7 protein-coding genes are annotated in these 15,720 nt (G+C 39.0%); 1 reads left to right on the top strand and 6 read right to left on the bottom strand.

Going from position 1 to position 15,720, the window contains the following annotated elements:
* Nucleotides 1–150 precede the first annotated feature (150 nt).
* The 3 genes from DSM02_RS16295 to DSM02_RS16285 form a co-directional block, all read right to left on the bottom strand.
* Nucleotides 151–2,133, bottom strand: a complete 1,983-nt coding sequence (locus tag DSM02_RS16295; protein WP_205875161.1) for a RagB/SusD family nutrient uptake outer membrane protein — start codon at nucleotides 2,131–2,133, stop codon at nucleotides 151–153.
* Nucleotides 2,134–2,140: 7 nt separating this feature from the next.
* Nucleotides 2,141–5,323 carry a SusC/RagA family TonB-linked outer membrane protein gene (locus tag DSM02_RS16290; protein WP_128766611.1) on the bottom strand — a complete coding sequence of 1,061 codons (3,183 nt, stop codon included), beginning with the start codon at nucleotides 5,321–5,323 and terminating at the stop codon, nucleotides 2,141–2,143.
* A 745-nt stretch (nucleotides 5,324–6,068) separates the two neighbouring features.
* A complete protein-coding gene (locus DSM02_RS16285) occupies nucleotides 6,069–6,599 on the bottom strand; it encodes a TPM domain-containing protein (RefSeq protein WP_128766610.1) in 531 nt (176 codons plus the stop codon).
* A 296-nt stretch (nucleotides 6,600–6,895) separates the two neighbouring features.
* On the opposite strand from DSM02_RS16285, the gene DSM02_RS16280 reads away from it, so the two are divergent.
* Nucleotides 6,896–7,435: a hypothetical protein gene (locus DSM02_RS16280; protein WP_128766609.1), complete on the top strand. Its 540-nt coding sequence runs from the start codon at nucleotides 6,896–6,898 to the stop codon at nucleotides 7,433–7,435.
* Nucleotides 7,436–8,144: 709 nt separating this feature from the next.
* Here DSM02_RS16280 and DSM02_RS16275 read toward each other — a convergent pair.
* The 3 genes from DSM02_RS16275 to DSM02_RS16265 are packed head-to-tail and all read right to left on the bottom strand — an operon-like array spanning nucleotide 8,145 to nucleotide 15,572.
* Nucleotides 8,145–10,658 carry a zinc-dependent metalloprotease gene (locus DSM02_RS16275; protein WP_128766608.1) on the bottom strand — a complete coding sequence of 838 codons (2,514 nt, stop codon included), beginning with the start codon at nucleotides 10,656–10,658 and terminating at the stop codon, nucleotides 8,145–8,147.
* A gap of 18 nt (nucleotides 10,659–10,676) precedes the next feature.
* Nucleotides 10,677–12,029, bottom strand: coding sequence for a RagB/SusD family nutrient uptake outer membrane protein (locus DSM02_RS16270; protein WP_128766607.1), 1,353 nt, complete (start codon nucleotides 12,027–12,029; stop codon nucleotides 10,677–10,679).
* A 12-nt stretch (nucleotides 12,030–12,041) separates the two neighbouring features.
* The gene (locus tag DSM02_RS16265; protein WP_164918330.1) at nucleotides 12,042–15,572 is read right to left on the bottom strand and encodes a SusC/RagA family TonB-linked outer membrane protein; all 3,531 of its coding nucleotides are present in this window, start codon (nucleotides 15,570–15,572) and stop codon (nucleotides 12,042–12,044) included.
* Nucleotides 15,573–15,720 lie beyond the last annotated feature (148 nt).

The following is a 15,720-nucleotide window of genomic DNA, read 5'->3' as shown; positions in this document are numbered from 1 at the left end:
CCTAACAGGGTTTGGGTTGTTATTGGTTTTGGAGTGTACGAAGCTCCGTGTTTGGGGTATTCTATATATCCGGTGTTATCTGATCATCAAGATTGAGCAAAAAAAAAGTCCCTTTTTCAAAAAAGGGACTTTAAGAAGTTTATAACTAAATTAATCGATCGGTTGGGCTCCGTCATTTGCTTTTAAGGTCCACCCCGGGTTTTGATAGATGGGTGATGTGCTTAAATCGGCACCTTCTGCTGTAATTAAAAAGTGCTGTATAGCAATAGGATCAAGATAATGAGCCATTGCCCAGCTATATCCGTCATATACAAGCTCACCACCGGTTTTTTCATAAGGTCTTAAATACGTACTTCGGTTGGGTGACGATACTGTTGCTGTACCTGTTTCATAGGTTAACTCACCGCTATCGTACCAGTTTTGCATAGGCCCCCATAATTTGAAGCCTTCAATGTGGTAGTTTTGGGTCATAAGTTGATCTATCGCTCTCCATCTTTTCAAGTCCATCCACCGCAATCCCTCAGCAAAGAGTTCGTTTCTTCGTTCGCGACGAATGTTGTACAACGTAGGTTCAACCAGTTGACCAGCAGTATAAGCGCCCCAATCTCCCGCTGCCTCAAGAGCCATACTCGTCGCTGCAATGGTTTTGTTGAAGTCCGTATCCACACCTGCACGCTCCCGTATTGCTATCCAGTATGATGATGCAGTACCGTTGATGCTACCGGTTTTTAAATACGAGGCTTCTATATAATTTAAATAAGCCTCTGTTGCTCTAAATACAATACTTCCTGTATATCCTTGTCCGTTATTAGCCTGAGCTCCATCGTAATTTAAACCTTTTCGAATTGCATAACCCGTAGCATATATACGGTTTATGATCTCAGGTATGGGTTCAACCGGTGTGACGTGTGTACCGGCATTTACATTATAGAGCACATTGATCTGTTCGGGTTGTTTCAGAAAAAGCCATAACCTACCGTCTCTGTTCGATCTAACGTCAGCAATATAATCATCACCTACATATCCAGAGCCCGATGCGTAAATAGGAAGTCCGTTTTCCATCACAAATGAATCAACCAAACCTTTAGTCAGTCCAACAGTAGCATTGCCTCGCATAGCTTCTACAGGTACATTGTGTACAACTCCCAGCCCCTGATCATAATCCCTCCAAAGTAAGACTTCGTCATATCCAGACATATCGGTGTCACTAAACATGTCAAAATACGGATTTTGAGAATCGGTAACGGTTTGCTGTAATACGCCGTTATTAGGTGTTAATGAAAAAGCGTCAGCAACTTCTTTTGAAGCCTCCATTGCCTGATCTAAAAGCCAGTCTATTTCAGCATCAATGCTACCGGCTTCATAGTTCCATCCCTGATTGTAGTTTTTAGCTGCTCCCGGCCAGCCCGATCCATTGGGTACAAAAGCGGTCCCTTTAAAGTTTTTAAGCCATGAAGCTTCATAAAGTGCTACCCGAGACTTCACTAAAAGTGCTGAATATTTAGACAACCTGTTTTTATTTCCGTCAGGTGAAGTATTCTGCATCATCGCCGCGGCAGAGTCTAAATCTGAAATGATAAAGCGAACCACCTCAGATCTGGGTGTTCTTTTACTTACATCGATAAGCACTTCTTTGTCATCAGCATAGTTTTTCTTCACGATTGGGAAATCACCTAAAGCCTGCACTTTATTAAAGTACTCAAAGGCTCTGAAAAAATAAGCTTCACCAATATACTGTTCAATCATGTTTTCACTCCCTGTGATTTCACCATTTTTCCAGCGTGGTAAAACTGTATTTAAGAAGTAGTTGATGTTGTATATATTCGTAAAACTCCAGCTGCCATCTGTTTGCGGCACCCTCCATTGTCCGGGAACATACTTATTATCATAACTTAAATCTGCCATATTATCGGTATCGCTATCAATACCAAATGTGCCAAAACTCCAGTTCCCATGAGAAGGGAGTATCCCATATAGGTTTATGGTATATGCAGCCAGCTGAGATTCTTCATACAAATAGTCTTCAGGAATGATCTGAGATTGTGGAGGTCTGTCTAAGAAATCATCGCTACAACTCACTGTTAAAACAAACAGCGAAAATAGTACTAGGGTATTTATATATCTTTTCATCATGTTTTTTTTAAAAGTTAATGTTTAAGCCAAAAGCAAAAGTTGTGGAAAGCGGGTATACATTACCGCCCGATCCACCGTCTATGGTTTCCGGGTCAAATACTTTTGACATTGCTGTTGCTGTCCATAAATTTTCACCGGCAACGTAAATTCTAAAACTTTTTATCCCTAAATCTTCATAAACCTGTGAAGGTATGGTATACCCCAGTTGTACATTTTTAAGGCGTATGTAAGAAGCGTCTTGTAAGTATTTAGATTGAGTTTGCTTATTCTTGGTGTTGAATAATGGGCGTGGATAATACGCATCTGTATTTTGCCCTAAAGGATGGTTTTCATCAGCTCTGAAGTAATCCTCGTGCTGTACAAATCCTGTAGACCACCACTGCGAATCGGAAACTCCCCAGAAATAATAGCTTCCTTGAAAATAATCTTGTTTTAAAACTCCCTGAAAGAAGGCTCTAAAATCAAAGCCTTTCCAGTCTGCATTCAGCGTAACGGCAAAAGGATATCGTGCCGTACTGTTTCCGATTACTTTACGGTCACCCGGTTCATCTGAGGTCCAGGAACCTGAATCGATCTTTCCATCTCCGTTAAGGTCTTTGTACATAATATCACCTGCCGCCCACTGGTTCCCCAGTGCGTCCTGTCCCCCATTGGGTAAGGAATTGAGATGCGCTTGCATTTCTTCTTCAGTCTTAGCAATACCCAACGTCTCATAGCCCCATATTTCGCCAACTTTTTGACCAGTTCTATAGGTATTTAAGGAATTAGTCTGATTGGGATATTTGGTGATTTCGGCCTGAGAGTCTGACAACAGTACATCTATGCCATAACCCAATCCATTGCTCAGCCTGTCTTTCCAGGACAGACTCAACTCAAATCCGTAAGTTTTTAGATCGGTATTGTTTGTTTGGGGAACTGCTGTTCCTAAAACTACCGGAAGTTCTGGTGCCGGTCCCACCATATCTAAGGTATATCTGGTGAAATAATCGAAAGATCCTGTTAGTCTGTTTTTAAACAGTGCAAGATCAAGACCTACATTCCAGCTTTGAACCTTTTCCCATGTTAATGACTGACTAACCAGTCCGGGGGCACTACTGGTATTAGGTCGCTGGCCGTTTACGAGCCATCCTCCGTTTGCAGTGCCTATAGGCATGGTTAGGTAAGTAGGGTACCAATCATCAGTATTCTGGTTGCCCAATTCTCCCCAGGAGCCTCTAAACTTAAAGGTGCTTATGGTTTCATATAAATTGCCCCAGAATTCTTCTTTTGCAACATTCCATCCTGCAGAAACCGATGGAAACCACTGCCAGCGTTTATCACTTTGAAAACGGGAAGTTCCATCATAGCGTATGTTTGCTTCTAAAAGGTAACGTTCTTTAAAATTATAATTGAGTCTGGCAAAATACCCGGCAGTAGCCCAGTTCTGATATTCTCCACTGATCGCAGGTGCCACGACATTTCCATTTGCATCCACTCCTGATGTCAGATCCAGAACCGGTAAAGCTGGTAAAATAACTCCAGTACGATCTGCACTCAGACTCCTGTATTTATTAAGTTCAGATTGAAAACCTGCAGTAACACTGAAGTTGTGTTTTTCTTCAATATCAAAATTATAGGTACTGTAGATATTGGTATTGAAGTAATTTTCGCGGAACGCATATTCATACACACTAGAATTTCTATTGTACAGATACGGGTCTCCGTTTACATCGTGGTTAAAGGTCTGCAACACATCCCAGTGTCTAAAATCATTTCTAATTCTATAATTAAATTCTGCAAATACTTCCAGTCCTTCGGTAGGCTTTATCACAAATTGAGCTTGCTGATACAACCAGTCTTTTTGACTCACATCGCGTCCACCGTCTCGCAAACCCAGTGCAGGAGAGGGAGAAGAATATAGATATCCGTTCGCATCATAAAGCGGTAAAACCGGCCATCCCTGTCTGGCTAGATCCTGAAATAAATTATCATTTAAGGCAGAAGGTCTCCCATAGTCTTCTCTGATGAATCGCATAGAAACATTAAGGGTTAGCCAATCTGTAAGGTCAGAACCTACTTTAGCTGTGGTGGTATATCTTTTAAATTTATCCCGGTTGAATTCCATCAGACCATTTTGATCCAAGTAATTTCCAGAAACATAATATCTAACGCGATCCCCACCTCCACGCACACTAAAGTTGTGTTCTTGGGAGTAAGACTGTTTTCTGTATATCGCATCATACCAGTTAACGTTGGCGTTACCAAAAGCATAACCATCAGCCCATCGCGATGGATTGCTTGGATTTGCAACTATAGGATCGCTGATCACACCATTTTGATAATCTTTAATACGTTGCAGGCGTTCTTCACTAAAAATAGGTCCATTATTACCATTAATATTCGCATCGTTAAAAAAGGTCGCAAACGTATAAGAATCCATCATTTCCGGCATGTTTAAAGGCGTACTCAATCTGAAATTGGTACTGTATTGCACGCTGGGGATGCCTTTCTTTCCGGTCTTTGTGGTTACCAGAATAACCCCAAATGCAGCCCGAGAGCCATAGATAGAAGCCGCTGCGGCATCTTTTAAAACCGAGACGCTTTCTATATCCTGTGGGTTAATAGCATTGATATCCCCTTGCATCCCATCGATGAGCACCAAAGGGCTTCCTGTAGAGCCGCTACCAATTGTGGTAGTTCCGCGTATATTTATAGAAGGTCTGCTCTCTAAACTGCCCCCACTACTTTGATTGATATTGAGTCCGCCTACAACACCTTGAAGCATTTGTGTTGCATTTTGTACAGGCCTTGATTTAAAGGTTTCCGAGTCAACAGATGCTACAGCTCCTGTGAGATTGACTTTCTTTTTTTTACCAAAACCTACAACCACCACCTCTCCAAGCTCGGCTGCATTTTCCTTAAGGGTGATATTTACAGAAGTTTGATCATCAAGTGTAACTTCCTGATTCGCAAAACCTAAAAAGGAGAATACTAAAACATCTTGGTTTGCTGCAGCTATTGTGTAAAGACCATCAAAATCAGATACGGTGCCTTTTGCTTTATCTTTGATTTTTATGGTTACACCCGGTAACGGCATCCCCGTCTCGTCTACAATTTTTCCAGTTACGGTTAGCTCTTGCGCCTGGATAAGAGTGCATGAGAGCAAGACTAGGATACTGGTAAAATATAATTTAAGGTAACTAATTCTCATATTTTATTGTGTTTATTAAAGTTTAGACATACAGTTATATTTGGATATATTGGGAATTCTAGTCTTAATCTTATTATAGCTTTTAAAGAAAATCACCAAGGATGATAGGTTTTACAGAGACTCTATTGTAGCAGATGGCACAGCTCAAATTTTAGTTATCACCCAATTCCAAAGACCTATAATCAAAGGATAAGCCCTTTAATTTTCTTCATAATACTGTATAGGTGATTTCATTCTTCAAATAAACGTATATTATACACTTATTATTGATAGGATATTACCCTACCTTAATAGGATTTACACTTTAACAGGTTTTTGCTGAAAAGTAGTTACTTGACAGCCAATCTGAATGTTCTAAAAGTTGGGGATACTCCCTTGCTCAAGAAGCTTTAAGAAGAGAAGTTACAGGTGAAGAAGAAGGTCGTAATACTGCACCTATTATACCTTCCGCAGCATTAAGGAGCTGGAAGTTTCAACATCACATCAATATGTTGATTGTCATACTGAAGAAAAAAGTAGTTTAAGGGTAAACGGGATTATCAGCTCTGCGTGTGTATCACATCTGTTCTTTAAAACGGTCTGCGCTTACTCTCAACCCAAGGATCAAAATTTATTTTAGCCTTTGGGTATCCATGCGACTACTGTTGAATTTAAAAACTCATAAGATGGATGAGAGTTTGAGATACGTATCAACTGCTAAAAGGCGTATACAGTAGCATGAGTTTCGGCTTACTGCCCAACGCATTTATTTAAGTTGCAGACTAATGGCTTCAATTCCCTTAAGGAGTGCTTTATAATAGTTTTCTTGTTTAAACTCCGGAATCATGAGTTCTTCGATAATGCGTTTTGCTTCTGAGTCGGTTAAACGTTGCTGGATCCCCATACTGTTTTCAATGCGAATCTGTTTCAATTCTTTTCCCAGCGCAATTACAATTCCCTTGTCTTTTTCTTCCATTCCAACTCCCCAGTCGTTCGCTAAATCAAATGCATAACTTTCAATAGTTAAATAGGGTTTTATCGAAACTAAAGTCACAACAACTATTTGATCTGAAGTTGCAGATTCAAGTTCTTGAATTTTTCTGGTGAGTTCCGCTTCTTCTGATTCGCTAAGAATATTCTCAAAATCATTCACGGATCCTTTTTGTTTAGGAAAAACACTACTTGCTTTAGGGGGAGGAGAAGGCATATCTGCAGGTGCTGTTTTTATCGAACTGCAAGACGTATACGCGATCAACATAAAAATGAATGTAGTAAATTTGAAGGAAAGTCGATTCATTTGCCTGTTGATTGACCAGATTTTTCAATCTGCTTGTTTATTCGTGTTCGAAAATACACATTGAACGAGAATTGGCTTCTGCTTTCTTGCTTTTTTTAGTTCAGAAGCGTCAGGAAGATGCAGGTTGCACGGGGCTGTTAGTACAGTACTGATCCTAAGAAAGTCCCTAACAACACCTTTTTGGAAGGATAACTATTTTTAAATCAAAAACATATAGCCTAAACAACGTTCTGCCAATACTCTTCTTACCCATTTTTTAATCTCCCTATCTTTAAACCTTAATAGTTTATGACTTTATGAACGTACTTGGAACCGGTAAAAACGATTTAAAATTCATACTGCATCAATCCTTTAGCAGCCCATTATTCTCCCCGATAAGCAACTATGTTTCCTGGAAACTCGAAAACAATTGGGATGATTATAATGAGCTTTATCATGCCGTAAATTACATAGAAAACTTAAAGCAGACAGCAGGTGTTTGGTTTGATATACATACTCTGGAAAGAAAGGGCTCCATCATCGGTGTTTTAACGGTTGTAGGGGGTGAATTGGAAAAGCTTGGTGTAGAAGGCCAAGCCGATCTAAAGGAGACCGTATTGCTCAAATACTTCCATATCGTAGAAAAAGGAATGGGGCATGGAAGCTATTGGCTTAACACTATTATTTTCCCTTACTACCGCTCTAAAGACTACGCTAAAATGCTAATTAGCAGCAGTCACCCCAAATCTTTTAATTTTTATAATAAGCTGGGTAAAGAGGTTAAACACTACACCAAAAGGAGTGATAACAATTTGCACGAACGGATCTGCAAGACCTTTTTAATAAACCTATACTAAATTTCAGGTAATGCTTTACCTCTTAAGATTTTTTGTTAATAGCGTCAAGCTCATTTTAATATAGCATCGCAAGAAGCTTTTAGTTTCTATAGTATGCTCTGTTCATTTTCTTTACGCAACAGACTCCTACGTCATTAAAGGCTTTAGGTTCTCTAGAACAGTGCATTCCTCTCCCTACGGTCGTCGGATGCAGAAAAGAAAATACACCTTTTGGATAGGTACTAAAAAAAGGCTTAAATGCTTATTCTAAAGCAAAGGGATGTAATTTATTTAATCTTCCGGGTTAGTACGACTGTCGCTTCGAACGTGCCAAACTGAGCGCCGTCGAAATACAGTCGAGAAGCGAGATGCAGCAGGGCTGAGGATTAGGAGAAACGCTTCAAAAAACACGTCATGCTGAACTTGTTTCAGCATCGCATCAGATTCTAGTTTCTCTTCGATGTTCTGTTCCTTTTTAGCTCACTATATTATTTTACGAGAGCTCGTAAATGGCTTAAGGTCGGTTGGCAGGGTCCAGCCTTCGACTGTGCTCTTATGTAAGTGAACTATGACTTATTATTGGTGATCTCTTATAGCGGTTTATCAACCTTAGGATTGATCGTACCCGTGTAGTTTTAGTGTTTTAGGGCTGGCTATTTATAATAATAGCTTTAAAGCAAAAAACTCGAGAGCTTTTGGCTCCCGAGTTTTCACTTGGCTAACATCAAACTTAACTGTCTAAATCAAGTTGCTTTTCAATTCTTTTTGCAAGCTCTGTTAAATGCGTTTTTGTGGTTTCGTCTAACCGGGAGCTTTTGCTTAATTTTTCAAACAATTCTTTTTGCTTTCTCAGTTCATTCAGGATAAGGGTTTGAATATCTGAATTTATGGTGGTGTACTGAAAGTTGCTAGTAATCAGGTTTAGTGGTTCTTCTAAGGCTATTTGTTGTAAGAGTCTGTTTACATAAATCTTCTGAAGATTTCTTCGGTAGAAATCAACAGATTCTTTTTCATGCAATTCTCTAAAAATCGATTGGTTTAAATCGTCAAATAGATTTTGAAGCGTATACGCATCCTCTTCGTGTTCATATTGAGCATTAAGGAGATTACTCATTCTCACCCTAGTAATCAATCTTTCTATGTTCATTTTTTGAATCTCGCTCAATTCTATTCCAAATGAAAAATCTAATTTATTGAAAATCGATTTTTCATTTAGCCAGTAAGGGGTATCAAATAATTGATCTGAAATAAATTGAAAAGCTCTTTGCTGCCTTTCTTTTTCTACAGGCTGGTAAATAGGAGAATCATCTGAAGCTAAATGTACATCGTTATACACCCCACCAATATTCTTTAAGGCATGACCTAGATATCTGTTATACTGAGCAAAAACAGCTCCCAAAGCATCCTTAACTGCATCGTAGCCTTTGTATTCAACACTATTCCATGCTATTAAGTGCGGTACAATCCTTTTTAAATTTTTGATACCATAGGTGCCGGCCAGTACGGCATCATCTCCTAAATCTTCATTTTGGCTTCTAGGATCAAAAGGTTCAACTTCTGTCCCAAACCAGAGTCGGTGATTTGCGGCTAAGCTATCGGTAACTATTTTAGTTAAGGCTTTTTGTTCTTCAAATTCGTCCTCAAATTCCGGATGCCAACGATACCCCCAGCTAATAGCCCACTTATCGTAATCGTTGATTTTGGGATAGATACCTGCAGAACCAATATTATCTTCGGGTTGTGCTACGTAATTGAACCTCGCATAATCCATAATCGATGGTGTATGCCCATTTTTTTCTACCCATTCCTTATCTCTAAGTTTCTCGACAGGTACAGTAGAACTCGAACCAAAATTGTGTAATAACCCTATGGCATGACCAATTTCGTGAGAAGAAACAAAGCGAATAAGCTCTCCCATTAATTCGTCGTCTAATTCTGGTTTTCTGGCTCTAGGATCGATGGCTCCTGCCTGAATCATGTACCATTCTTTAAGCACTTTCATTACGTTATGAAACCAGAATACATGACTTTCTATAATCTCTCCACTTCTAGGATCAGAAATACTGGGTCCCATTGCATTAGCGATTTCAGAAGGTCTGTAGATAATAGCCGAGTAATTTGCATTCTCTAAACTCCACGTGCTATCTGCTTTTTTGGTGGGTGCTCTTTTGCCGAAAATCGCATTTTTAAAGCCCGCTTTTTCGAAAGCTTCCTGCCAATCATTAACTCCCTGAATTAAATAAGGCACCCATTTCTCTGGAGTTGCGGGATCGATATAAAATACGATTGGTTTTTGAGGTTCCACCAATTCTCCTCTTAGGTATTTTTCTTCATCTTCAGGTTTTGGTTCTAAGCGCCAACGCTTCACCATCATCTTGGCCGTAACGCCTTGCGGATTGGTATTAAAGTCTCTGTGGCCTACGCTAAAATAACCTACGCGCTCATCTACCAATCGTGGCTGCATAGATTTTTCTGGTAATAGAATAAAAGATGAATTCAATTCTAAGGTATAATTAGGTGCCGAAGGATTTTTTCCTTTCGCATAGGTTTTAACCGCTCTTATTTCTAAATTGTTATCATAAGATCGCATATACTTCACATAACTTTTATCGTTTTGCTGGGCGGCGACCCCAGATCGATCTTTCATCATTTGATTGGCGAAATAAAGAATATCATTGTCGCTATCTAAAAAATTAGTAACATCGATAACTACCGCGGTAGAGTCTTTATTATAGGCTTCTATAGGAAAAGCTTCAGCAATAGCCTGTACGTTGTTTAATTTGATGCCCTCATACAGGGTTTGTGTGCTGTCTTTAGCATATTCTGTAAAAGAGATCCGCCTCAGGAATAATTTCTTTCGCGGGCCTTCTTGAAATTTATATACAGCTTCTCCTATTTTATCACCAACAAGACCAAAAGACCCATTTCTCATGTCGGTTGATGCTTTGGCTATACGGTTTACTACCAAAATGTCTTTATTGAAAACATCTTGCGGGATTTCCATAAAGAATTTAAAATCCGTAGTATCTGTATACGTTGTTATAAACCCCTCATACTTAATCATTTCTGGCTTTATAACATCCTCATACTTTTTTAGCTTAACTTTTTCCTCTTTTTGAGCATTAGAAGTAGAATCTTTTTGTTCTGTTTTATTCTTTTCTTCGTTTTTATGCTGCTGAGCAAAAACGAAACTTTGACTACCGACAAAAATGGCGGCTATCAATAACTTTTTTAAATTAATCATCTATTATTTTTTGTGATATTACCTTGGGTTACTTTCGATTTCAGGATTTTTCTGAATGTAGATCGGATTGATCTGGAAGACATATGCATTACTATTGGGCTCTAACGTGTACGTGTCTCCTCTAAATGTTCTGGTAATAGTTTTAAACTCAGGTTCTTTGTTAAGCCGTTTTAGATCTAACCATCTTAATCCTGTACCAAAGGTTTCTCTTCTTCGTTCATCAAGAACTTCCTGAAGAACATTAGCCTGGGTTTCTAATTCTTGATAATCCGCTGCTTTAAAACGATAACTTCTTAAGGTGTTAAGAACGCTTATCGCTTCATCAGGATTATTGGTTCTGGCAAGACATTCTGCTTGTATAAGCATCATTTCCGGAACCGATGGCCCTATGTAAATTCCCTGAGATCGCAATCTGGGTTTCCAGTACCCTCTACCTTCAAAAGGACTCCATGGGTAATTAGTACCCGGGGCTGTAAATAACTCGTATCTTAAATCCTTTTCGTCAAATAGATCAAGTAATTCCTGGCTTAAAGGAAAATCTAAAACCGTATTCCCTAACGTTTTGAGTAAGATGATTTCCTGGTCTTCGTATCTTCCCGGATACGAAGTAGGAGTCTCGATATAATTTTCTAAATTATTTACACCACTTTGTCTTGATAAAGCTTCTTCTGCCAGACTAAGCGCTTTTTCATAATCCCCTATTTGTAATTGAACTCGTGCCAATAACGCAATAGCTCCTGTGCTTGAGGGTAAAAAACTATTTTTCTGGGTTTCTGGAAGAAAATCTACCGCTTCTTCAAGATCTGTTATAATCTGCTCATAAACACGGGCTACACTTGCACGTTCTAGAGCAACAAATAGATCAGGAGTCAATAAAAGGGGAACTCCTAAATCTGTACTTGCCGTAGCAGCATCATATTGTTTGGCATATACGTTCACTAAAGAGAAGTATGCAAATGCACGATGAACCTTTGCCTGAGCTAAGGCCTCTTCTTTTTCAGCTTCTGTGCCGCCTTCACTTTCCAGAACACCGTTTATAACTTCGTTAGCGGTATAGATTTGCTGGTAAAGTGTATTCCAGTCGGTATCTTCAGAATCTCCGTAGATATTTTCGGCCCAGATATACACATTAGCATTTTTTTCTGTTACATTATTTGCAAATGTTTCATCGGTTATCTCTATATCATCTGAGGCCAGTTCCGGATAAAAATAAGATTTTTCCAAACGGGACACATAGTTTAATAAATACTGGTAATCGCCTGTGTAGGTTAGCGTTCTTTGCATAGGTTGATCTATTTCAACATACTCCTGGCATTTAAAACTGATGAATGAACCAACTAGTAATAGGATATATAGTATACTTTTTTTCATGATCTTCTATATTTAAAAAGAAAGGTTAACACTGAGGGAGTAATTCTCTGAAGGAGCCAGGGAATTATACGTTCCTGCAAAAACATATTGCGGATCGATCCCCTCGTCATTTTTTACCCAGATTGGCCCTAAATTGTTAGCCGATATCGACAAAGACATTGATCTTAAAAAGTTGGTCTTAGAAACCACGCTGTTAGGCAGGGTATAACTAAGCGAAATCTGGTTAAGCCTGATGTTATCTCCACTTAATACATTTAAATCTGAATACGCATAGCGTTGTACACTATTAAAACTACTCCCAACAATACCGGGAACATTCGTACTGTTTTCATCGCCTGGATTTTGCCATCTGTTTACCAAGGTTTTACTGGTCCCCAAGAAGCCTGAAAAATAACTGCTCGTTGGATAAAATGACGTTTGTATGTCATTCTTCAAGACTTTATGACCAAACTCATAGGTGATCCTTGTGGTTAATTTTAAATTCTTGTAACGCAACGAGTTCACAAAACCTCCAAAATATTTGGGTGTTGTACGACCCACATATTTTAAGTCTTCAGGTTCAAGATCCATTGCACTTTGTGAAGGCGCAATAATTTCTCCTTCTTCTGTATAAATTTGAGATTGACCTGTTTCATCCAGACCGGCCCAACGGTATACAAATAAGTTATCTACCGGGTAACCTGTAATGATGCGCGTAGCGCCCATATTTGGCGAGTTGGTATTATTTGGGAATCGATTATCTGTTACCTCATTGGTATTGTAAGAAATATTGAAGCTGTTATGCAAGGTCCAATCTTCATTACGAACAGGATAAACATTCAGGTCTACTTCATACCCTTTACTTTCCAGGTTTCCTGTGTTGTAGTAAAGTGTAGTCCATCCATACGTAGCGTTATAGGGTACGCTTACCAAAATACCTTCAGACCATTTTTTATATACATCTACAATAAGTCCTATACGCTGATTGAAAAATCCAATATCTAAACCTGCGTTTACTATTTTAGTAGTTTCCCAACCCAATTTCTGATTTCCCGGGCTACTAATATACCCGTAGGGCAAGCCACTTAGGTAATCAGATCCGCCCAAAGCAATGGTGGAAACCGAACTTCCACTGGTGGGAACACTTCCTCCAGAACCGTAGGTTAATCTTAAATTTAAGCTGCTAAGCCACTCTTTTTCAATTAAGAAGTTTTCATTCTTAGCATTCCATTTAGCGCCAGCAGACCAGAGTGGAATAGCACGATCTCTTCTTGAAACTCCAACTATATTAGCATCGTCATAACGAATACTTCCAGATACGGTATACGTGCTTAAGAAGGAATAATTGGCATTACTGTAGTAAGAAAGATATCTTCTTCTCGTTTTAAACAACGCCCCATCTGTATTTCCTAAAGTCATCCCATACCCATAAATGGTTTGGTAGGGCGTAGTAGGGTTTACCGTAGCCGTTGTAGATGCATCCTTGTCATAACCGTATCGTGTATGATTATAGCCTTCGGCTTTAGATTCCCTACGTTCTGTACCCGCGATAAAATCGAAATGATGGATGTCGTTCCAGTCTTTATTAATATCGAGTTGACCTCTAAAAGAATAATCCTCACTCACTGTATTGCCTAATTGTATAACACCACCCATTGGCACCCCGTAGATGAGTTGCCCGTTATCGGGATTTACGGTAGTTCCTATATTAATAAGATTGCGAACATTGTAACTCGCTACATCTTTGTAATCTACTTTTTCGTTGGTGCCACGCTGCCAACTTCCCGATACAGCTAAATTGGCCCAAGAGGTTAACTTCGCATTGATTTTAGAATTTACTCGGGTAGCCCCCTTGTTATACCCCGTATTTGACAGGCTTAAATCGTCTATGGCATTATACCGCCATGGTAAATATCCCTGGCTTTCATAATCATCTGTTACATCTGGTGTAAAAGAAATAGCCCGGTTTATGTGATTTCCATCTTCATCGATAAGAAGATCATACGGTCTTAAACCAAACTGCCCAGGGGTTAAGGCCTGTATAGCTGCACTGTTTACCTTTCGTTTCGAGTAGGTGTGGTTAACTCCTAAATTAAAAGTTACCCGGTCATTTAAAATATCAGAGCTTACATTTGCTGTAACTGAATATTGTTCAGACTCGTTACCTCTAAAGACCGGAGTATCTTTAGAATAGTTTCCTGAAACAAAATAAGAACTTCTATCACCACCCCCGCTTACAGAAAGGTTATATTGGTTGGTTACCTGAGCGCGTAATAAATGCTCGTTAATTTGCCCAACATTACTTTGATTTCTCAATTGCTCTAATCTGGCATCTCTTTCAGCTTCGGTAATAGTCCCATTTTGCGCTAAGAACATGGTATTGGTAGCTTCACTACCGTTTTGGTATCTCCAATAGGAAAAAGGATCGGTTAAAAAGTTTTTATCAAAAAGCTCCTGCTCAAAATCGATATATTCGCTACTATTCATAGCGTTTAGTTCGGTTAAATCTGAAGCCGCAGAAATACTGGTGATTGACGATAGGTTGAAAATAGGTTTTGAGTTTTTCCTTCCTCTTTTGGTTTCAATAACGATTACTCCGTTTGCAGCTCTAGAACCCCATATAGAAGCAGCCGCTGCATCTTTTAAGAACGAAATACTTTCAATATCGTTCATATTGAAGGTGCTTAGAATTGAATTGTTAGTTTCTCCAGAGGTTCCGGTAAGGGCTGTTCCTGGAGCATTCGCCAAATTTTGGTCGATCGCCGGGAAACCATCTATAACTATTAAAGGTGCATTGTTTCCATAAAATGTATTGGTTCCTCGAATAGAAATACTGTTGTTAGCCACATCAAAACGGACCCCTGGTACAATGCCCTGAAGACGCTCCATAATGTTAATTGAAGGATTTTCCTGAATGTCTCTTGCGGTAATTATTTCATAGGCACCTGTAGCGGAAGATTTTTTCAGCTTTTGGTAACCTGTTGAAACTACGGTAACTTCTTCAAGCGAATTCAGATCCAGCTGAAGGGATATATTCATTTCCGCTTTTTCAGTAACTTCTATTTCCTGAGTTTTATACCCTACATATTGAAATACTACAATTTCACCTTCACTTGCATAAATTTTATACCTCCCGTCTTCATCTGTAGTAATCCCTCTCCCGGTATTTTTAATATATACGGTAACCCCTAATAGCGGTACTTTATTTTCATCGGTAACAATCCCCTGTATCAGTTGAGATTGTATAGCGGTAGGCGTTTTTTTTCTAATAGAAATTGTTCGGGTGTCTTTAGAAAATGAAAACGAAAAATTAGGGTTCAGACTTTTCTTTAAAAGGTTTCCCGCCTGGATAATGCCCTTCTTCAATGCTACTTTAGGCTGATCTTTAAAGATATCTTCCTGATAGATAAAATTATAATCTGTTTGCTCTTTAATAAGGGTAAAAATTTCGTCAATCGAAAATTCGTTATTTTCTAAAATCTGAATTTTTGAGTTCTGGGAGAATACGCTGCCTGTATTGAAACTAAATACAGTAGAACAAAATAAAAGTATAAATGTTCTCATAAGCAAAAGTAGTAGGGCCTTACTCCTTATGGGTAAGGTACTTTCTAAATTAATTTCCATAAATTTGTTAGTGAATTAGGATTAGTTTTTAATTAATTCTAAGAATAGAGGGGTAGGGTCTGTAAACTGTAGGAGGTGAAAGACCTTT

Source organism: Leeuwenhoekiella polynyae (assembly GCF_004104075.1).
GTDB lineage: Bacteria > Bacteroidota > Bacteroidia > Flavobacteriales > Flavobacteriaceae > Leeuwenhoekiella > Leeuwenhoekiella polynyae.
The sequence above is the reverse complement of the archived record's forward strand: the minus strand, read 5'-3'. Positions and strand labels throughout refer to the sequence as shown.